This is a genomic window from Sporosarcina sp. Y1004, assembly GCF_057669665.1.
Genome location: NZ_JBYHFQ010000003.1, coordinates 204,313 through 224,742 on the forward strand (window position 1 = coordinate 204,313; position 20,430 = coordinate 224,742).

At 41.6% G+C, this 20,430-nt stretch carries 19 protein-coding genes; all 19 read right to left on the reverse strand.

What is annotated here, in order from left to right:
- Positions 1-6 precede the first annotated feature (6 nt).
- The 19 genes from ftsA to AC25Y6_RS03960 all read right to left on the reverse strand — a co-directional run bounded on the left by ftsA (position 7) and on the right by AC25Y6_RS03960 (position 20,217).
- Positions 7-1,287, reverse strand: coding sequence for a cell division protein FtsA (gene ftsA / locus AC25Y6_RS03870; protein WP_482100362.1), 1,281 nt, complete (start codon positions 1,285-1,287; stop codon positions 7-9).
- Between the two features lie 97 nt (positions 1,288-1,384).
- On the reverse strand, positions 1,385-1,753 hold the full coding sequence (locus AC25Y6_RS03875) for a small basic family protein (protein ID WP_482100361.1): 369 nt from the start codon (positions 1,751-1,753) through the stop codon (positions 1,385-1,387).
- A 3-nt stretch (positions 1,754-1,756) separates the two neighbouring features.
- On the reverse strand, positions 1,757-2,473 hold the full coding sequence (locus AC25Y6_RS03880) for a DUF881 domain-containing protein (protein WP_488142102.1): 717 nt from the start codon (positions 2,471-2,473) through the stop codon (positions 1,757-1,759).
- A gap of 37 nt (positions 2,474-2,510) precedes the next feature.
- The gene (locus AC25Y6_RS03885; protein WP_482100359.1) at positions 2,511-3,233 is read right to left on the reverse strand and encodes a DUF881 domain-containing protein; all 723 of its coding nucleotides are present in this window, start codon (positions 3,231-3,233) and stop codon (positions 2,511-2,513) included.
- Complete coding sequence (locus AC25Y6_RS03890; RefSeq protein WP_482100358.1) at positions 3,217-4,002, reverse strand: cell division protein FtsQ/DivIB; 786 nt, start codon at positions 4,000-4,002, stop codon at positions 3,217-3,219. The genes AC25Y6_RS03885 and AC25Y6_RS03890 overlap by 17 nt, the downstream gene beginning before the upstream one ends.
- A 16-nt stretch (positions 4,003-4,018) precedes the next feature.
- Positions 4,019-5,110, reverse strand: a complete 1,092-nt coding sequence (locus AC25Y6_RS03895) for an FtsW/RodA/SpoVE family cell cycle protein (protein ID WP_482100357.1) — start codon at positions 5,108-5,110, stop codon at positions 4,019-4,021.
- 75 nt (positions 5,111-5,185) lie between these two features.
- Positions 5,186-6,535: a UDP-N-acetylmuramoyl-L-alanine--D-glutamate ligase gene (gene murD / locus AC25Y6_RS03900; protein WP_488142103.1), complete on the reverse strand. Its 1,350-nt coding sequence runs from the start codon at positions 6,533-6,535 to the stop codon at positions 5,186-5,188.
- A complete protein-coding gene (gene mraY, locus AC25Y6_RS03905; RefSeq protein WP_482103897.1) occupies positions 6,536-7,507 on the reverse strand; it encodes a phospho-N-acetylmuramoyl-pentapeptide-transferase in 972 nt (323 codons plus the stop codon).
- 71 nt (positions 7,508-7,578) lie between these two features.
- Positions 7,579-9,417, reverse strand: coding sequence for a penicillin-binding transpeptidase domain-containing protein (locus AC25Y6_RS03910; protein WP_488142104.1), 1,839 nt, complete (start codon positions 9,415-9,417; stop codon positions 7,579-7,581).
- A gap of 132 nt (positions 9,418-9,549) precedes the next feature.
- Positions 9,550-11,715: a penicillin-binding protein gene (locus AC25Y6_RS03915; protein ID WP_488142105.1), complete on the reverse strand. Its 2,166-nt coding sequence runs from the start codon at positions 11,713-11,715 to the stop codon at positions 9,550-9,552.
- Positions 11,716-11,750: 35 nt separating this feature from the next.
- The gene (ftsL, locus tag AC25Y6_RS03920; RefSeq protein ID WP_482100353.1) at positions 11,751-12,122 is read right to left on the reverse strand and encodes a cell division protein FtsL; all 372 of its coding nucleotides are present in this window, start codon (positions 12,120-12,122) and stop codon (positions 11,751-11,753) included.
- A gap of 16 nt (positions 12,123-12,138) precedes the next feature.
- A complete protein-coding gene (gene rsmH, locus AC25Y6_RS03925) occupies positions 12,139-13,071 on the reverse strand; it encodes a 16S rRNA (cytosine(1402)-N(4))-methyltransferase RsmH (RefSeq protein WP_488142117.1) in 933 nt (310 codons plus the stop codon).
- 32 nt (positions 13,072-13,103) lie between these two features.
- The gene (gene mraZ / locus AC25Y6_RS03930; protein ID WP_482100352.1) at positions 13,104-13,535 is read right to left on the reverse strand and encodes a division/cell wall cluster transcriptional repressor MraZ; all 432 of its coding nucleotides are present in this window, start codon (positions 13,533-13,535) and stop codon (positions 13,104-13,106) included.
- A gap of 336 nt (positions 13,536-13,871) precedes the next feature.
- The gene (gene bshC / locus AC25Y6_RS03935; RefSeq protein ID WP_488142106.1) at positions 13,872-15,488 is read right to left on the reverse strand and encodes a bacillithiol biosynthesis cysteine-adding enzyme BshC; all 1,617 of its coding nucleotides are present in this window, start codon (positions 15,486-15,488) and stop codon (positions 13,872-13,874) included.
- Positions 15,489-15,577: 89 nt separating this feature from the next.
- Entirely contained in the window at positions 15,578-15,967 is a 390-nt protein-coding gene (locus AC25Y6_RS03940) for a DUF3397 domain-containing protein (protein WP_488142107.1), read from the reverse strand.
- Positions 15,955-16,866: a ketopantoate reductase family protein gene (locus tag AC25Y6_RS03945; protein WP_482100349.1), complete on the reverse strand. Its 912-nt coding sequence runs from the start codon at positions 16,864-16,866 to the stop codon at positions 15,955-15,957. Before AC25Y6_RS03945 ends, AC25Y6_RS03940 begins: the two co-directional genes overlap by 13 nt.
- Positions 16,867-16,932: 66 nt before the next feature.
- Positions 16,933-18,483: an acyl-CoA carboxylase subunit beta gene (locus tag AC25Y6_RS03950; protein ID WP_488142108.1), complete on the reverse strand. Its 1,551-nt coding sequence runs from the start codon at positions 18,481-18,483 to the stop codon at positions 16,933-16,935.
- 160 nt (positions 18,484-18,643) lie between these two features.
- The gene (locus tag AC25Y6_RS03955) at positions 18,644-18,859 is read right to left on the reverse strand and encodes an acyl-CoA carboxylase biotin carboxyl carrier protein subunit (protein ID WP_482100347.1); all 216 of its coding nucleotides are present in this window, start codon (positions 18,857-18,859) and stop codon (positions 18,644-18,646) included.
- Positions 18,856-20,217, reverse strand: coding sequence for an acetyl-CoA carboxylase biotin carboxylase subunit (locus tag AC25Y6_RS03960; RefSeq protein WP_488142109.1), 1,362 nt, complete (start codon positions 20,215-20,217; stop codon positions 18,856-18,858). Before AC25Y6_RS03960 ends, AC25Y6_RS03955 begins: the two co-directional genes overlap by 4 nt.
- Positions 20,218-20,430 lie beyond the last annotated feature (213 nt).

Below are 20,430 nucleotides of genomic sequence, written 5' to 3' on the forward strand. Positions count from 1 at the left end.
ATACCCTTATTCGAAGAAATTATCGAAAACTCTTTTAGCCTTATCCATTAATCCTGGTTTCTTCTCTTTGCTGCGTTCTGCCGATTTTTTCTTATTAACAGGAGCCGCCGAATGACTATCCGATTCTACTGTCGGTGAATCTGGTACATGGCCAAAATAAGAATCTTGCATATGCGCATAACGGATAAGACCAACCGCTGTCGTATACATCGGTTCTCTAACCCCGATGTATTCAGGTGTATGAATTCGAACTCTCGTTTTCAGCACATGTCTGGCAAGTTGAAGTAAACCATCCATTTTCGTTATTCCACCGGTCAACACGACACCACCGGGTAGATCCCTTACACCCATCCGATACAGTTCTTCCAGGATGAGATCGAAAAGTTCCTCAAGTCGTACACCGATGATTTCAGATATGTATCGTTGACTGTATTGATCTTTTGAATCAGCACCGATCACAGGCACTTCAAACAACTCATCATCAGATGCATCATCAGAGAATGCATGTCCATACTGGTGTTTAATTTTTCTTGCTTGTTCGGTTGGGGTTTTTAAAATAATTGATAAATCCTTTGTAATATGATCCCCACCCACAGGGATAACAGCTGTCGACATGAATCTGTTTTGACCGAAAATCGAAACTGTCGTAGACCCGCCGCCAATATCAATGTAAGCAGTACCATGGTTTTTTTCATCATCCGTTAATGCGAATGTACCAGCCGCAAGCGGTTGTAGGTAAATTTCTCGTATCACAAGTCCTGCACGTTCTACACAGCGTAATATATTATGAACCAATGTTTTTGATGTAGTAATTAGCGTGCCGTCCATTTCCAAACGTACGCCTATCATTCCACGTGGATCCGTTATTTCATCATAATCGTCAACAATGAATTGTTTTGGAATAATATTAACAATTTCTCGTTCAGGTGGAACAGACATAACTTGTGCTGATTTCATGACTCGATCCAGATCATCGTCAGTGATTTCACGATTTTCCGAGTTAACTGCAACAACGCCTTTGACATCCTGTAATAGTACGCCATTTGCAGGTATACCAAGTATGACTTCACGAATTTGCATTCCTATCATTCTTTCAGCCTGTTCTACAGCTTTTCGGATAGTCTGAACGGTTGCATCTATATCGATAATTGTTCCTTTTCGGATTCCCGCGGATTGTACATTACCAACTCCGATAACATGTAGGGATCCACCATCTACTTCTCCGATTAATACTTTAACCGATGAAGAACCTATATCAAGTGATACATATAGTTCTGATTGGCTCAATTGCTGGCACCTCCCATATCAACTCTTAACTCCCATTCTATTGTATCAGGAGCGTATTGTCTAAATATTTTCGACATACTTTGTTCAAACCCTTTCATTACAATACATTAGTATTTGAAATCTTACCTCGTTCCGTCCACTTTACAAGTAAAATTCTTCTAATGACGGCGATATTTTGGAATAACCTGACCCCAAAGGCAAAGATTGCTGCCAGGTACAGATCGACTCCAAGGTGCACTCCTAGAAATGCCAGTGCTGCCGCTAGAGCGATGTTAAAGAAGAATCCCGATACGAACACCTTGTCATCGTATACTTGCTGTAAATGCGCCCTAATGCCTCCAAATAACGTATCTAAAGCGGCAAGTACTGCAATTGATAAATAATTATCGTATATTTGTGGAATTTGAATGTCTGACAAGAGTCCAAGCGAAATTCCAATTATGAGACCGAGTATAGGTAACCACATAAGTCATTCCCCTTTCGGCAATTCTTCTAAAAATTGATTATCAAATCTGTCTGGATAGCCTCGTATCTCAAGATCCATTTCGGGTTTCCCAACCTCGAGGATTAAATCGTCGATATAAAAGTCATCATGAATGGTCGAAGCCAATAAATAATTATACAACTTTTCACTTTCCGTAAACGTCGGGGAAATGATTTTAATGGTAAACGGGGGGGTAGATACATTTAGTCCATTTACAGTTGTCATACCGTTAATATCCCTGATTGAACTCAATATCGTAAACCGCTTACCATCTATTTCATAAGTAAGCCCATTAAACCTATTTAGCTCATTGACAAAACGTGTTAGCAAATCAGGTGATATCCCCGTTATCGGAATCCCAAATGCCACACTCTCCGGTGAAGGCTTTACCTTGATGACAATGCCAGGACCTTGAATGTCCGTGACGCCCGCTTGACGATAGAGTTTGTCCACTGTTTGGGTTAAGGCTGTTCCAGTATTTTCATCGTTCAACGATTTGTATGTAATAATCGTTTGGTCCAATTCACGAATTTCAGACAGCAATTCAGAATGAAATTGCTTTTCAGTTGCCAAGTCTTGACGGATTGCCCAAATATCCCTCGTATCCCTTTCTTCGGGACTTTTCAACGAATTGAATTGGACGGCAGACATGAATCCAACTAGGAGCAGGATTAAAGTAAATCTCCAATGTATTTTCTTCATCCGTCCAACCTCCTTTCGGATCCTCCTAGACCGTTATTCAACCTTCATCCAGTAATGCCGATAGTTGAATATCTTTTAATTGTTCAGTTGTAACCACAATATTATCCCGTATTAAACTGTCAATCACACCGCCTTTTAAATGGAGTGCGGATGCCAGTACATTCATATCCCCAATTGCTTCTATAACGAATGGTGCAGGAAATGTCTTGCCGTCCACCGTAATAACTGGTCCTGTGCATTTGATGTAAGAGTTTGATGTTATTCTTTGCCCATTTATCGCTAATCCTTGCGCTCCAGAAATCCTAAGTTCATTAATAACGCGAAGAATATGGCTTTCATGAACAATATAATCATTCGGATTCTGTTCAACCGGATCGTAATCGGCATCTTTCATGGTAATTTTGACACCTTGTCCGGCAGCAGGGATTACGCCAAGCAGCAAGCGGAGATCTTTGGCTTCTTCCACGAGATTGGCATGATTTTTCTCCCCTGTAGAGAATGAACGTTCATACTCACGTATCTCTTCCTGCTTGGCGGCGATTTCATCTGTCAATTCCTTATTCCGTTCCTGCTGACTAATTAAATTTTCCCGGTAATCCTCTTCTTTTATAAATGCAGGAGATTTAAAATTTGCGTCCTCCTGATTTATACCAAGAGTCCGATATGAAAACGCGAGAATGAAACCGAGTACGAGAAAGACAACAGAAAAAAGTATGCTCCTACCCCTCTTCTTGTAATCCTCATTAGTCTTCTTCGCCAATCGTATCCTCCTCCTCAATTAACCCGTACACTTTGCTGAAGGGAGTGAAAAATGTGCCGACTTCCATGTCTATTACACCTTTTTCATAGTCGTTCAATTGTGCAGTGATGTCGGGATAATAAGACATCTTTTCAGCGAAAGTTGAGATGAAGGCACGGACTTCAAATCCATCATCCATATAGATTGTAATACTATCCGTATCTGACTTATCTCCAGTGAATATTATTTCGGAAATGGAATGGAAGACTTCGTCCTCCATTTTTAACAATTGCTTTGTCATCCTTTTCCGTATCTTGGCAGACTTGAAGTTGTTCAAAACTGGAGATTTCGCATCTGGAAGCAACAAATCGTTCGGAAATGTTTCCCCACTTTCCAGCAGAAGACTATATTGCCCTGCATCTTCCATATAAGCAACAGTCTCCCACTCAGTCACAGCGATTTCAACATTTCTAAACCATTTCCGAGAAACCGAGACTTTTTCTACACCGATAATCTTCTCCATTGACTCTTCAACTTCCCCCGTATTGAAGCTCCAGATAGACTTGTCCTTTAATAAACCGCTTTGTTCCTTATAAAATTCCGGTTGTTGGAGAACCGCTCCAGTTACAGTAATCTCTTCTACCTTACTGAATCGTGATTGGAAGTAAAGGATAGCCAGGAGCGCAAGGATGAACACGGTCAACATGAAAAGGAATTTTTTATTCGTTTTCTTGCGGCGTTTTTCCCGCATGGATGGAATTCGCTCTTCAATATCGATGACTTTGTCCATTTCGGCTCCTCCTTTATCATGACGATTTTTTTACAACTGTAAAATGCATAATTGTTCCAGCCGCTATCCAGGTAGTCATTAATGATGACCCTCCGTAGCTGATAAACGGCAAGGTGACACCGGTGACAGGCAATAGCCCAGAAACGACGCCGACATTTAAGAAGGTTTGAAAGATGATCATGGAACCCATGCCTGCTACCATTAAAAATGCATATTTACCTTTCGTTCTGATTGCTATTCCGAAAGTTGCTGCCAAAAGGACACCGAACAGGAACAAAACCACCGCGGCTCCAATAAATCCCGATTCTTCTGCAATTATTGAGAAAATGAAGTCATTTTGGGGCTCCGGCAAATAAAGATACTTCTGACGGCTATTCCCGTAACCATGACCAACCAACCCTCCTGGTGCAATGGCAAATAACGACTGAATCCCTTGAAAACCCGTACCAAGCGGATCATTCCAGGGATCAATGTACGATTTAATGCGATCTAACCTGTAAGGTGCCGCGGCAATCAACGCGATAAATGCACCTATTCCACCCAATCCTAAAAACATGAAAAAACGAAGCGGATATCCTGCAATAAACAGAATAACAAATGCAGAGACAATCATTATGACGGCGGAGCCTAAATCTGGTTGCAACATGATTAAAGCGGCCGGCAAGAGTATCAACCCGATATGACTAAACTGGAAAACTCTTTTTCCAGTCGAATTAGCGATACTACAAGCTAGTTTTCCGATCAATGCGACTTTGATGAATTCTGCCGGTTGGAGACTGAATGGTCCAAATGCAATCCAACTTTGGGAGCCGTTTCGTACTGCGCCGATTCCAGGTATAAGAACCGCAATGAGTAATAAAATCATCGCAATATAAAATACCGTCCACGTTTTCGGATTCGATGTTAGTGGACTTTTCATGATAATGATTCCAATACCAATAGAAACCGCCATATAAATGGCTTGTTTTACAATGAAAGGGGAGGAATCAGCATAATGGACAGCTCCCCAATAAGAACCGGCGGAATGGACAAAAGCCAATCCGATGAGCGACAGCGTCACGGCAGAAATAATAAAAGACGTTTTCAACTTAGCTTCCAGTGAACGCATCCTTCCGCAAATTTGCTAGATCAAGCAAGGATTTTTATTAAATCCCATGCGAATAGCATTTAATCATTTAAAAACCTACAATTTCATGACTGCACTTATGAATTGATCGCCCCGGATTTCAAAATTAGGGTATTGATCCCAACTTGCGCAAGCCGGCGACAGTAAAATAATATCGCCTGTCTCTGAAAGCGGATATGCTTTTCGTACTGCATCTTCCATATCTTCAGCTTGAATAATAACTGAGACATCACAGGATGCTGCAAACTCTGAAAACGTCTCTGCGGTCTCTCCGACTGCAATGACCGATTTTACATTTGTCATGTAGGGTCTTAATTCTTCAAATGATTGACCTCGATTCAGTCCCCCCGCAATCAGGATAGTTGGGACATTGAAAGCTGCCAAAGCACTTTTTGTAGCAAGCGTGTTCGTTGCTTTCGAATCGTTATAAAACTTTCGTCCATGTAATTCTTTCACAAACTGCATTCGATGTCGTACACCTGTAAAGGAACTTAGAACACTTTCGATTGCTGATTTATCACAACCTAATAGAATAGCTGCAGCAGTTGCCGCAAGAATATTTTCTAGATTATGCTGTCCAGGTAACTTGATGACGGAACGCTTTACATAAAGTTCCCCATTCCAGTATATTTGCTGATCATCAGCTGATATTCCATGCTCTTTTTTTCCAGTTAGTGAAAAAGGAATTTTCCTAGCACTTGAACGGGCAGCATACTTACTCAGTTCCGGCTGATCGTCATTGAATATAAGATAATCTTGCTCTGTTTGATTTTTTGATATTCCATACTTTGCTTCCGCGTATGCTTCAGATGTCCCATGGTAATCTATATGTGAGTCATATAAATTTGTCCAGATGGCTATTTCAGGGCGGAATGAATCTGTTCCCATTAGTTGAAATGAAGATGCTTCAAGAACAATAATGTTTTCTTTCGTAGCTTTCTCTGCGACAGTGCAAGAGACTGTTCCGATATTGCCAGCAATCAGTGGATGTTTACCACCAATACTAAGCATATGGTACAGCAAAGTCGTAGTCGTTGTTTTACCATTGGATCCTGTAATTCCGACGATTTGCGCTTCACTTATCCTGGATGTAAGTTCAATTTCCGTCCATACTGGAATTCCTTTGCGGAGTGCCTCTTCAACAACAATATTGCTATAAGGGATTCCCGGATTTTTGACAACGAAGTCATAGCTTTCATCAAGGATATCGGCTGGATGGCCGCCGCAAATAACACGTATTCCAAGTGCTTGAAGTTCTATTGTCTCCGCATCCCCTTTCGACGGCGCTGCATCATTAACAGTCACAATCGCCCCGGATGAATGCAATAGGCTTGCCGCGGCATAACCGCTTTTCGCAAGACCTAAGACAAGAACATTTTTCCCCTTAAACTGATTTGGATTCTTCAATTACATCACCTCCAACAAGACAGGGAGAATTGCTGCGAAGAAAGCAACACCCCAAAAAACAATTACAATTTTCCACTCGGACCAACCCGATAATTCAAAATGATGATGGATCGGACTCATCTTAAATACCCGTTTACCCGTCGTTTTGAAACTAATTACTTGGATAATAACAGATAGCGTTTCAACGACATAGACAATTCCAATAATAATAAGAAGGAATTCCTGTTTGATTAAAACAGATATCATCGCGAGTGCACCGCCGAGCGCCAATGACCCTGTATCACCCATGAAAACTTTGGCTGGCTTAACATTGAATACAAGGAAGCCAAGCATTGCTCCCGTAACCACGAAAGCAAAGATTGCAATATCATGTTGTCCGTAAACCAATGCATGGACTCCAAATGCAGCAAAAGCAATTGATGAGGTTCCTGCCACGAGTCCGTCTAGTCCATCTGATAAATTCACTGCATTGGAAAACCCGACAAGCCAAAAAATGAGAAAGGCCACATAGAATATACCAAGTTCTATTTTAAAGTCGGTAAAAGGTATTTGAACCGCAGTATCAAACGGCCCCAGCTTCAATAGGAAGAATGCTGCAATTGCAACTATAATTTGCCCAATCAGCTTTTGAATGGACGTCAGTCCTAAGTTCCTTTTTAAAACAACGATTATGAAGTCATCCAGGAAACCGATGACCCCAAAACCAATCAGAACAAGCAAAAGGACTATCGTCTGAGTCGTCAGTACATCGTATATGTATGAAAGGCCAAGTGTTGTAATGATAATCGAACCGATAAAGATGAGCCCGCCCATTGTAGGTGTACCCGCTTTTTTCTGATGGGTTTTAGGCCCTTCCTCTCGGATACTCTGCCCAAACTTCATTCTTCTGAGAGCTGGGATGATTAAAAACCCTAAAAGTGTAGATATGATAAACGCGACCACAATGGCCGTCAACGTAGTGACAAGTGTCATGATTTTTTCTCCTTCTACCTTCTGAGACAGTTTGTAAAAATACACCGTCACAGACTTTGCTTTTATATGTGTTATTCTGTGTAAACGTGGATAATATCATCAACCGTAATCAATGTATCCGCTGTGGGGAACTGATATTTCACTTTTTCTCCTGAACCATGCCACTCGATACGGTACGTATACAATTGACTTGTGAGCTTACTTTTCTTCATTCCCGTTAGATCGGGCACTCGGTGTGACAATGAATCTCCCCACCTGTATTCTTTGTCAATTTGACCTTCCCTATGCGTAATTCCAGCAAGCGGAGCAATCTCCTCAATAATGCGTCCTACGATAGGAGCCGCAATAACGCCTCCGAACTGAACTGAGTTTTTCGGGCTGTCAATTGCAATATAAACAAGCAATTCAGGATCATCCGCTGGTGCAAATCCGATGAATGATACGATATAATCTCCATCTTTATAAGCTCCATCAACAACTTTTTGTGCAGTACCTGTCTTTCCACCAACACGAAGTCCGTCTGTAAATGCATTACGTCCAGATCCATTTGCCACCACTGATTCCAATGACTCCCTCACCTGTTTGGAGGTTTCTTCACTAATCACACGTCGCTGCATTTCAGGCTCAAATGTTTGGATCGACTTTCCTTTATCATCCATGATTTCTTTAACAATGTATGGACGATACAGATAACCGCCGTTAATCGCTGCGGCAACCGCTTGAACTTGTTGGATAGGAGTTACTGAAATCCCTTGACCAAATGCCGTTGTCGCTTGCTCGACGGGACCAAACGCTTTTTCGGAAAATAAAATCCCTTTCGATTCGCCTGCAATGCCTGAACCAGTCGACTGGCCAAAGCCGAAGTCTCTAATATACTTATTCATTTTTTCCGGTCCCAATCGCTGGCCAATTTCAACAAATCCAGGGTTGCATGAATTTTCAACGACTTCAAGGAATGTCTGTTCCTTATGGCCTTCTCTTTTCCAACAGCGCAACCTCGCTTTTCCAACCATTACATAACCTGGATCATAAAACTGTTCCTTTTGAAGATCTATAACTTTTTCTTCAAGTCCCGCGGCGAGTGTCAGAATTTTGAAAGTCGAGCCAGGCTCGAAAGTCATCCAGACAGGCAAGTTCCGATTATAAATACTCGGATCTACATTTTGAAAGTCTGCAGGATGAAATGTCGGGGCAGAGGCAAGTGACAGCAATTCGCCCGTTTTCGGATTCATGATGATTGCAAGTGCTTGAGTCGCATCATACTTTTCCATGGCTTGCATTAGTTCCCGCTCCACTATTTCCTGCATGCGTAAATCGATTGTCAACTCGACATTAGCACCTTTTACCCCTGTTTTAAAACCATCATCCACATGGGGAAGCGGAAGCCCTTTTGCATCTGTATACAATCGGATGTTATCGCCAGTTCCTTTCAAGATTTCGTCATATGCGTACTCGATACCTGCAAGTCCTTGGCTATCATATCCCGTAAAGCCTATCAATCTAGATAACAGCTCGCCATTCGGATACTCCCTGACAAAATCGACACCCGTATACAATCCATCTATTTGCAGTCGAGCAATTTCATCCGCCTGCTCTTTCGTAATGTTTTTTCCTTCGGGCGCCAATTTAACCATAACTTCTCTTTGCGCCATTTTCTTTTCCAGTTTAGCAGCGTCTACTTCTAAAACACTTGCCAGCGCAATCGCTGCACTTTTCACTTCACGATTTTGAGATGGCATAAAGTACAGTGTTGGTGCCAATTTATTGCCAACAATTAAATCCCCATTCCGATCTACTATGTTCCCGCGAATCCCGCCGAACGGGATTTCACGATCCCAATTTGCTTCTGCGCGTCCCTTCAGTAATTCATGTTTTATAATTTGCACATGGAATAACTTGACAACGACCATTGCAAGGCAGATAAGAAAAATAACAAATACCGCTCGTAATCTCTTTTTAGATTGTAATTGTATAATCGTCCGCAGCGGTTACACACCTCTCGTTTTTATATCAACGTATGATGTGACGCGGTTCGCTATTCGTTATCCGCCTACTTTACTCTCTTCTTCTTCGGTCTCTTCTACGGGTTTATAGATTTCAGAAGGTGATTCTAAGTGAATCACTACGGGCTCATCATCCCCAATTACAGACCCTTTTGAAAGGCTTTGTTCAGTAACATAACCATCCCCGTTAATCCGAATATCAAGTCCAGATAACATTTTATACGAAAGAACCATTTTTTTCGACCATCCCATAAAGTCAGGTAATGTATTCGGTCCCTTTGTGCGCAATAGGACGACTGAACCTTTAACTAGTTTCGTTCCTGCCTGTGGATATTGGATGTCAATTTCCCCACCCTCACCAATTATTTCCGGAACAAAGCCATCTTTTGTTAATTTTTCAATTGCTACTTTCGAATCTTTCCCAGTATATTCACTGAGAACTGTCGGTTCAACGATATCATCTCCGCTTGGAACAATGTTCTTGTAGCGCAAACTGTTGTCCATAATTGAAGTAAATAGTTTTGAAACAGTATCTGAACCGATTTCCCCCGCTTTTAGTTTCGGTTGCTGAACTACAATATACGTTAGCAATTGCGGATCTTCAGCTGGCGCCATCCCAAGGAATGAATACAAGTAATTACCATTACCAGATAAATAGCCCGCTCCAGATGGATTCGGTATTTCTGCGGTGCCTGTCTTACCACCGACTGTATAGCCATCGAGGGCAAATTTTCTGCCTGTACCTTTTTCAGAAGTCACAGTGGTAGCGAGCAACTCCCTCACTTCTTTTGCTGTCTCAGCAGAAATCGGGCTTCCATGCTCTTCAGGTTTTTGATCTTGAATGACTTTACCTGTATTTGGATCGGTAATTTTATCAATCACATACGGTCTCATCATGACACCATCATTGGCAATTGCAGTACCTGCTTGGATCATCTGCATTACTGTAACTGTGGAGCCCTGCCCAAAGGCAGTTGTCAATCGTTCAATCGGCCAATCGTCTAGAATTTTCCCCGATGCTTCATGTGGCAAGTCAATTCCGGTCTTTTCCCCGAATCCGAATTTCCTCATATACTCGATGAATGTTTTATCACCCATTTTTTCCAGTAAATAAGCCATGGATACATTCGAAGACCTTTGGAAGCCTTCAAGGAATGAAATATAACCCCATCCTACTTTATTATGATCGCGTACTGTCACATCATGTAGTTTATATTGTCCCGATTTATAGAAGTCAGTAGGATTCCATTTCTTTTCTTCAATTGCCCCAGCTACTGTAAACATTTTAGTTGTAGAACCCGGTTCAATCGTTGTTTCAACAGCCTGATTTAACCAATTCTCCGTAAGTCCTTCACGAGTAGATGGATGAAATGTGGGTCTCTGACTCATCGCAAGAATTTGCCCCGTTTTAGGATCTGCAACAACAGCGAGTATACTTTTCGGTGAATACTCTTTTTCTACGCGGTTCATCGCATCTTCCACGAAGTTTTGAATCGTTTTATCAAGCGTCAGTTGAATTTCATAGCCGTCTTTAGGCGCAACAATTGCTTTTTCCGCTTTTGGCAACATAAACCCGAAACCGTCCGACTTAAAGTTCACTATTCCATCGGTCCCGTTCAACTGTTCATTATACGTCTTTTCAAGTCCCATTTTACCGACAGTTGCAATATTGCCGTTGGTATCTTCTTCCTTCATAGCAAATCCAATTAAATACGATGCAAAAACACCGTTCGGATAATACCTTTTCAGGTCTTCAATAAACAGGACTCCTGGTAGTTTTTTCTCTCTAATCGCCAACACTGTTTCGTTGGTGATGTCACGACCAGCATTCCCAAACTCTACTTGATATTTATCATTGTCTTTTGCTTCAGTCAAGCGAGAAAGAATTGCATCTTTTTCAAGCGGAATGTATTCGGCGAGCACTTCAGCAGTCTTTTCATAATCGACAACATGCAATGGTTTTTTCGATCCTTTACTCGCGCTTTCACTCAATACAACTATGAGCCGGTAACTCAATGTATCGGAAGCTATTAACTCACCATTACGATCTACAATCGTTCCTCGGTCTGCTTTTAAAACCGATTCTCGAGCGTATTTCGTTTCGGCAAGTGTCGCCATCACTTTACCTTCCGCTTGTCCCGTCACTTGAATGAACAAAATTCTTCCGAACAAAAGAAAAAAGAGCCCTCCGTATACCAAAAACATCAGAAAGGCTCCCCATTGGAATCGAAACTTTTTTTTCATCGTCCCGGCACAACCTTTACGTTGTTCTCGTTCGGCTTCAAGCCAAGTTCCTTCGCTTTCTCCCATATCTGCTCATATGTGGATTTTTCTTTCACTTGGATGGACAATTCCATATTCTTTTTTGATGTTTCTGTAATATCTCTTCCAAGCAATTGCACTTCCCTGTTGGTATCATTAATTTGGGCTTGCGTATGTAAAATCATAGTTGAGAAAAGAACCAGAACTGTTGAAAACAGCACGAATAAGAATTTCTCCCCGAAAGAAAAAACTTTCCGGGAAGGACGTATTTGAGGTTGTTTCCTAGGAATATCCGGTGTTTCTAGTTCTCGTACATATGTCGTCTGGAATTTTCTTTGTTCTAATGCCATTCACACATTTCCCCCTCTACTTTTTTTCGACAATCCTTAGTTTTGCGGAACGTGCCCGCTTATTCACATCTAACTCTGTTTCACTTGGTACAATAGGTTTTCTTGTCACCAATTTCAATATAGGTTCCATGCCTTCCGGTATAACTGGTAAGTTCGGTGGAAGATCCGGTAAAGAGGATGCTTCTTTAAAAATTGTTTTACATAATCTATCTTCCAATGAATGGAATGTAATTACGCTTATACGTCCGCCAGGATTGAGCAAAGTGATTGCTTCCGTTATCGAATCTTCGGCTGCACCAAGCTCGTCATTCACTGCAATCCGGATCGCTTGGAATACCCTCTTCGCTGGATGCCCACCAGTCCGTCTTGTAGCCGCTGGAATACTCATTTTGATTAATTCTGCAAGTTCCGCAGTTGTCTCAATTGGGGCTTGCTGTCGAACTTCTTCAATTTTACGTGCTACTCTTTTTGAAAATTTCTCTTCACCATAACGGAAAAAGATTCGTACTAGGTCTTCATAGGACCATTCATTAACAACTTCATGAGCAGTTAACAAAGCATCTGTGTCCATCCGCATATCAAGAGGGGCATCCAAATTGTAGCTAAATCCACGTTCAGGTGTATCAAGCTGTGGAGATGACACGCCTAAGTCATAAAGGATGCCATCAACTGTATTGATACCAATCTTACCCAGCTCAGATTTCAAGTTTCTGAAATTCGAATGCACAAATGTAACTTGGGGAAGATAATCCTTCAATCGTTCTTTTGCAACTTCTATCGCCGTAATATCCTGATCAAAACAAATCAGTCTGCCTCCAAGCGATAATTTTTTGGCAATTTCTAAACTATGACCTGCCCCACCTAGTGTGCAGTCGACATAGATGCCGTCATTTTTTATAGCCAAACCCTCGACGGCTTCGTGAAGTAAAACTGTAGTATGGTTAAAAATTGAAACCGCCCACTTTCATAATTTCATTTTCATTAAAAATCAAAGTCGATAATATTTTCTGCAATTTCATTGAATGATTGTTCAGATTCATCATAATAGGCATCCCACAATGCTTTAGACCAAATCTCAATACGGCCTGAAACACCGATTACGACACAATCCTTTTCAACCTTCGCATATTGGAGTAATGAAGAAGGAATATTGATGCGGCCTTGCTTGTCCAATTCAACTTCCGTTGCACCGGAGAAGAAAAACCTTGCAAATGCGCGGGCATCTTTTTTCGTCACTGGCAACGCTTTCAGCTTTTCTTCAAGGAGTTCCCATTCTTTCATTGGATAACCGAAGAGACAGTTGTCCAGGCCACGAGTCAACACAAAGCCTTCTCCCAAGTGTTCCCGAAACTTCGAAGGAACAATCAGACGACCTTTTATATCGACAGTATGCTGATATTCGCCCATGAACATACTCTTCACCCCACTATATGAAATAAATGTACCACATCCCCCCACAATCCTCCACTAGTATCCTAAAATTAATCCAGATTCGTATTAAAATGTGTCAATAGTACTTGTTTCAATGAGATTGAATACAAGAAAAGCGTAATGCGCCGTCCAGCTCCGACAGGCATAAGACGGGTCGGCGGAGCGGCGTCCTTTGCCCGGGAAGGATGCAGTTCAATCCTTCCTAGCCAAACCGACTTACGACCCGAGGAGTTGGCGCCTGGAGCTAGACAACAAAAAAACACAAAACACTCTTGCCTGCACATTTATGCAAGCAAGAGTGTTTTGTGTTGTCAGTCTTTACAGATATATAATTTTGTGTGTCCCATCCATTTCGTAGGGCAATTGAAGAAGGTCATTTATAAGCGTCGGTCCGTAACCGTTCAAATAAGCATATGGCGGATAAAGCCGCTCTTGTAGTACGCCTTCAGGGAATAATTCTCCTTCTAGAATACCGTATGTACGGAGTGCAGTGGCGTGTTTCAATAGCACCGCCTCTTCAGCTTTCCCTTTTAAATAACCTAGTTGTTTTTTGTGGAATTGTAAATTCTTTGTTAGCAATTCTTGCATAGTTGGTCCTTGCCGATCTGTGAATTCAGCAATTTTTTCATACTGTTTGCGAAGGATTTCTTCTGTTTCATCCATCACTGAATCGAAACCTTCATCAGTCAATCCGCTTATGAATTGTTCCCGCGCAGTTAGTACCGCTCCTGACATGACTTCTTCAACAGTCAGAGACTTCTCTTTCAGCGCATGTTGCACTTGTGTAGTTACCAGCGTCATGGACATGCGTGGAACAATAATAGGCATTTTTATGTCTAGATGATGAAACGCCTCTTTCAAGACTGACCAATATGCGATTTCTCCCGGTCCACCAACGAAAGCGAGTACCGGGAATACCATGTCCTGCATAATCGGTCTGGTCGCAACATTATTACTCAATAGCCACGGCGTTTCTTCAGCAATTCGCAGCATATCTATTTTCGAAAATTGCAAGCCTGAACTGTCATTTACAAAATAACCATCTCTTCTAGATAAAAGAACTCGACCTGTATCATGCACGTAGAATAAGTTTGCAGCATCTGATTCAGCGCCAAGCGGAGTACCATATCCTTTTTCAGCAAACAATTCTTCCTTACTCTTGACTGCTTCTGCAATACGCTCGGATTCTACAATAAGTCGAACAAAATGTTTCTTTTCGAGCTCCCGTAGCTGTTTAGCAGCCGAATCTATAAATAACAGTCCTTCATTTTTAAAAAGGCCATTCATCAGTCTGACAAAGAAGTGTGTAAACGTATCTTCTATCTCTACCGCACTGAGGACTTCGTCCAATAAAGCTTTCGTATTTGAAGTTTCACCAAATTTACCAAACGTATCTTTGACAAACGACGACAGCATTTTCTTGTCATATACCGCATCTGATGCCATAAGCTTAAGAACGAACTTTTCACGGTATTGATTTTTCGTTGCCTGTCCATCCATTTCAGTGTAAATATGATTGATTTCATTTAAGTCATGGTCTTCACCTGCAACCCAAAAGACAGGTACTACCGGAACGTTTAGTTTTTCCCTTTGCTTACGTGCAAGTAAAATAACTGTGATCGCTTTATGAACAGAGTATAAAGGTCCAGTTAAAATACCGGCTTGCTGACCGCCAATTACAGTGACTGCATTTTCTGCAAGTTCATTGATATGCGAATTTGTAACCGCGGAAATACCAAATGGTTCCATGAATGTACGAATTGCATCTGCTAGCTGAGCTCTTTCGAAATTACGGCCCGCGAGTTCATTAAGTCTTGCAGGATAGGAACTCTCTTCGTTTTTATAATCGAAAAACATATGTAAAAATTCTTTATCGTTATTATACGATTGCATCACTTTATTCTTTTCTTGTAATGCCAATACTTCCAATTCCATTATTCATGCCCCTTTGTAACTATCGGTATGAAGAGAGTATAACATTCCAAGTTACAGGATTGAAAAATATACGCTTATACAAAATTCGTTTAATTAACATACTCGACAATTCTCAGTACAGTTCCCGTAACTAAGAGGCTCAAATAGATAACCATTAAAACTAGGAAATAAAATCTCCATATTTTCCGTAACAGCCGGCCAACACGAAATTCCTTCACTCTACTGCGTTCTATGAATGAAAAAATAATCGCGAGAATGATTGCAAATCCTCCAATATAAAACCCTAATCCCTTCCCGAATATGGTATAAGATACAATATAAACAGCAATGAACAAGAACGGAGTCGTCAAATCCGCGGCGAACCCAATAACGGAAACGGGCGCTTTCCCAAGCTTTCTCATAATAATTAGGATGACAATTGTAACAATGAAAGGGAACAAAATGATTGTCCCTAAAAGTGCAGGAATCACTCCATCCATGTCCCTTCCCCTTTCCAATCAATTGCATACAGCATCTGTTCCAGCGCCGATAGGAGAGGTAACGACTTTCCCTGTCCTCTTGCCTTTCGGATAGTTGCAGAAACGATTGTATCTATTTCCATAGGATTTCCGGACATACGATCTGACAGCATTGAAGATTTGTTGTTTGCCGTTTTTTTGCAGACATCCGCTACTTCTTCATAAGATAGAACCGATTGTATTTCTGGAAAGGCGTACATCAATTCTTTATATAGGGTATTAAGTAAAGTAAGGCAATGAGCGTTTGTAAGTAACTCTCCGTTTTCCACTTTAAGAATGGCAGTCAAAGGATTGATCATACAGTTGATCATTACTTTTCGCATTAAAATCAGTTCTGCATCAGTATGGTAACTGACCGGGAATATATCTGAGCGTGCCTGTCCGATTAAATCAAATACGCCGTCCTCACCATTTAAAGTAGCGATTGTAAGCATCCCAATCCCATTATGAGAAACCGTTCGATCGTCTATTCGACGCGCTCCTTGTTCCACGGTGGCGAAAGCGATTTCCAAAGAATTAATGCTTTCCACAATTTCCAAATGACCAATTCCATTTTGAACGAACAATAGCGGATTCTTCAAACCTGCATCCTTTATTTCCATTAGAAGATTTTGAAGACCTGCAAATTTGACCGCAACAATACATAGTGCTGTTGGAGAAATCACTGTGATGTCCGTCGTAGATTTCGCGTGAAACACAAATTTAGTTCCGTCCTGGTTAATGCGCTGAATACCTTCTTTGCGAATGAGCTCCGCCTGCTCTTCTCTTCTGACGTAAAAAGTCACGTCCATTCCAGCCTCCGACAAGAATGATCCAAGCAACAACCCAATTGAACCCGCCCCAGCAATGACTACATCCATGTTTACCCTCCCCCAAAATGAAAAGGCCTACCTGAACAGCGGTAGACCTTTTTGTTCTTTATCTGATTATACAGGATACACTGGATGTTTTCTTGGTGGTTGAGGAATATCTTTTGTACTGTAGAAACGGAATCTATCTGCAAGTACACCTCTTAGACTGGATGGCGCTACAATTTCATCGATGATGAGTTCAGATGCCATCTTGTAAATATCAATTTCTTCTTTATACTCATTATGTTTTTCCAACACGAATGCAAGTCGTTCTTTCGGATCTTCAATCGCTTCGATTTTATTTGAATAGACCGCATTGACCGCAGCTTCAGGTCCCATGACTGCAATTTGAGCTGTGGGTAAAGCGATACAGACATCTGGTTCGAATGCAGGACCCGCCATTGCATAGAGACCCGCTCCATAAGCTTTACGAACAATTACAGATATTTTTGGAACAGTCGCCGAACTCATTGCCATAATCAATTTCGCACCATGACGGATGATTCCTGCACGCTCAACTTTTGTTCCAATCATAAAGCCAGGTACATCAGCTAAGAATAAAAGCGGAATTGAGAAAGCATCACAAAGATTAATAAACTTTGTAGCTTTGTCTGCAGAGTCAACAAACAGCACTCCGCCTTTCACTTTCGGCTGATTGGCAATGATTCCGACTGGCTGCCCCTCGATTCTGGCCAAACCAGTTATTATTTCACCAGCAAAAAGTTTTTTGATATCAAAATAACTTCCTTCATCAATCAATGCATCAATCGCCTCATACATATCGAACGGTGCATTTTGGTTTTCTGGAATAATTGCTTCAAGCGTCCGTCCAACTTTTGCTTCCACAGCTTCTTTCAATGCGGGTTTCTCCGTGAAGTTCGCTGGGAAAAACGCTAAGTAACGACGGGCTTCTGAAATTGCTTGCTCTTCATTTTCCGCAAGAACGTCACCGCAACCGCTCACTGAGCAATGCATGCGTGCGCCGCCCATTTCTTCCAATGTCACTTTTTCACCGATGACCTTTTCAGCCATTCGCGGTGAGCCCAAATACATTGATGCGTTGCCTTCCACCATAATAACAATATCGCAAAATGCGGGAATATACGCACCACCTGCAGCAGAAGGACCAAACAAAATACAAATTTGCGGAATGAAACCTGACAGTCGCACTTGATTGTGGAATATTTTCCCTGCACCGCGACGGTTCGGGAACATATCAAGCTGGTCTGTAATACGAGCACCTGCTGAATCTACGAGATATAGCATCGGTACACGGTTTTTTTCAGCAATTTCCTGTATTCGAATAATTTTTTCAACAGTACGGGCTCCCCATGACCCCGCTTTGACTGTAGAATCATTTGCCATAACACAGACTGTCTGGCCATTCACTTTCCCCATCGCCGTCACGACGCCATCTGCCGGCAAATCTCCTGCCTCACAGTTAGCAAACCTACCGTCTTCTGTATATTCCCCATCGTCAAACAGAAGCTCGAGACGATCACGAACAAAGATTTTGTTCTGTTCTTTTAATTTCTCATGATATTTCGGTTGTCCCCCAGCAAAAATCCCTTGCAATTTTTCTTCAAGTTTCTCATTGTAAGCTGGCTGTTCTGTAATTTTAGTCATTTATAATACCCCTTTCGTCGAGCGTTTTTACCCATTTCCCCTTGTTTCAAGCTACAAGCATCTTCTGCGTTTCTATGCGATCCAGCAAAAGGCGCCAACTCCTCGGGTCATAAGTCAGTTCGGCTATGCCTATCGGAGCTGGGCGGCGCCTTTTGCTTTTCTATGCTTCGATTGTCGCAAGAACATCTTCTTCATTTACGAAATCGCCGACTTGCACTTTTATCTCTGTAATTTTCCCAGCTATTTCTGTTTCAATTGGAATTTCCATCTTCATCGATTCAAGTACGATAATTACTTGTCCCGCCGTTACTTCTTCGCCCACTGCTGCGTTTACTGTAAACACTGTGCCTGCCATCGTTGATTTTAATGCTGTCATTTTGTTATTTCCTCCTTTTGTTTTGCGCTCCACGTAGTTAAAACGGATGTTGAATAATCACCTGAATTAAATTCTTCAGATTTAAGGAAGTTATTGAATAGCGGTATATTCGTTTTTAAGCCTTCAATTTTCACTTTAGAAAAAAATTCTTCAGATTTCTGAATCGCTTCTGCCCTCGTTTGTGCATGAACGATTACTTTAGATATGAGTGGATCATAAAATGGTGTCACTTTGCCGCCTTCGATATATCCGGAGTCAATGCGGATTCCCTCTGTATTTCCCCAATCCAGCGTGTTAATCGTTCCTGGTGAAGGCATAAACTTAACCGGATCTTCCGCGTAAATACGGAATTCGATTGCATGCCCCTTCGACTTGATTTCATCCTGATTAATGACGGGCAATTCATTCCCTTTAACAATTTCAATTTGCCATTCAACTAGGTCAAATCCAGTCACTTCTTCAGTCACAGGATGTTCAACTTGTAGTCTAGTATTCATTTCAAGGAAGTAGAGTTCATTGTTTTCATCGACAATAAATTCGACAGTTCCAGCGTTCTTGTAGGAAACTGCTTTCCCGGCGTCAACTGCCGCTTTAAAAAGGCGTTTGCGCGTTTCTTCGGGTAAATGCGGTGAAGGTGATTCTTCTATTACTTTCTGATTGCGCCTCTGAACTGAGCAATTCCGTTCATACATATGGACAACGTTTCCGTAATTATCGCCGAATATTTGTACTTCGATATGGCGTGCATCAGAAATGAATTTTTCAAGAAAGACAATATCATCTCCGAAGTATGCTTTTGCACGTGTTTTTACGGATTGAAAATGTTGACTGAGCGCTTGCTCATCTTCACAGCGAATCATTCCGATCCCTCCGCCACCTGCAGATGCTTTTAACATGATTGGATAACCAATATCTGCCGCCGCTTGAATTGCATCTTCCAACGAAACGATTCCCTCATCTGTTCCAGGTACAACTGGTACTCCTGCGGCTTTCATCGTTACTCGGGAACCAATTTTATCTCCCATTTTGTCAATTGTATCCGCATCAGGTCCTATGAAACGGATTCCCGCCGCTTGAACTTTACGTGCGAATTCAGCGTTTTCCGATAGCAGTCCATAACCGGGATGAACGGCTTTTGCTCCGGTTTGTAATGCAATATCAATTATATTGTCCGCTTTCAAATAAGATTGTTGAACTTGCGCCGGTCCCAACAAGAAGGCCTCGTCCGCTTCTTTTACAAAGGGCATATCTTGGTCAGCCTCCGAATAGACCGCCACAGTTTTAATACCGAGACGTTTGCACGTTTTTATGATTCTAAGAGCGATTTCCCCACGATTCGCGATTAGTATTTTATCCATTATAATCCCCCAGACTTATTATGAAGTGAACTTACATTCCTTCTTTAGTTTATACGAAGAATGAAAGCGATTTCAACCTTTGTCCGAAAAAAACATATTTTCTTGCTATTTCACATTTTGTAGAATAGTAGAATTATAACATTTATTAAGGACATCCACCCTTTTGCAATCGAGTAGGAGGCTAATCATTAGTTGATTAGCCGACCTCTCACA

What these genes read in the sequence shown, in the direction of transcription:
- AC25Y6_RS03875 (WP_482100361.1), bottom strand. Translation starts at nt 1,753, where the DNA reads ATGTGGTTACCTATACTCGGTCTCATAATTGGAATTTCGCTTGGACTC.
- AC25Y6_RS03880 (WP_488142102.1), bottom strand. Translation starts at nt 2,473, where the DNA reads ATGAAGAAAATACATTGGAGATTTACTTTAATCCTGCTCCTAGTTGGA.
- AC25Y6_RS03890 (WP_482100358.1), bottom strand. Translation starts at nt 4,002, where the DNA reads ATGGACAAAGTCATCGATATTGAAGAGCGAATTCCATCCATGCGGGAA.
- AC25Y6_RS03895 (WP_482100357.1), bottom strand. Translation starts at nt 5,110, where the DNA reads ATGCGTTCACTGGAAGCTAAGTTGAAAACGTCTTTTATTATTTCTGCC.
- mraY (WP_482103897.1), bottom strand. Translation starts at nt 7,507, where the DNA reads ATGACACTTGTCACTACGTTGACGGCCATTGTGGTCGCGTTTATCATA.
- AC25Y6_RS03910 (WP_488142104.1), bottom strand. Translation starts at nt 9,417, where the DNA reads ATGGTCGTTGTCAAGTTATTCCATGTGCAAATTATAAAACATGAATTA.
- AC25Y6_RS03915 (WP_488142105.1), bottom strand. Translation starts at nt 11,715, where the DNA reads ATGTTTTTGGTATACGGAGGGCTCTTTTTTCTTTTGTTCGGAAGAATT.
- ftsL (WP_482100353.1), bottom strand. Translation starts at nt 12,122, where the DNA reads ATGGCATTAGAACAAAGAAAATTCCAGACGACATATGTACGAGAACTA.
- mraZ (WP_482100352.1), bottom strand. Translation starts at nt 13,535, where the DNA reads ATGTTCATGGGCGAATATCAGCATACTGTCGATATAAAAGGTCGTCTG.
- bshC (WP_488142106.1), bottom strand. Translation starts at nt 15,488, where the DNA reads ATGGAATTGGAAGTATTGGCATTACAAGAAAAGAATAAAGTGATGCAA.
- AC25Y6_RS03940 (WP_488142107.1), bottom strand. Translation starts at nt 15,967, where the DNA reads ATGGATGGAGTGATTCCTGCACTTTTAGGGACAATCATTTTGTTCCCT.
- AC25Y6_RS03945 (WP_482100349.1), bottom strand. Translation starts at nt 16,866, where the DNA reads ATGGATGTAGTCATTGCTGGGGCGGGTTCAATTGGGTTGTTGCTTGGA.
- AC25Y6_RS03950 (WP_488142108.1), bottom strand. Translation starts at nt 18,483, where the DNA reads ATGACTAAAATTACAGAACAGCCAGCTTACAATGAGAAACTTGAAGAA.
- AC25Y6_RS03955 (WP_482100347.1), bottom strand. Translation starts at nt 18,859, where the DNA reads ATGACAGCATTAAAATCAACGATGGCAGGCACAGTGTTTACAGTAAAC.
- AC25Y6_RS03960 (WP_488142109.1), bottom strand. Translation starts at nt 20,217, where the DNA reads ATGGATAAAATACTAATCGCGAATCGTGGGGAAATCGCTCTTAGAATC.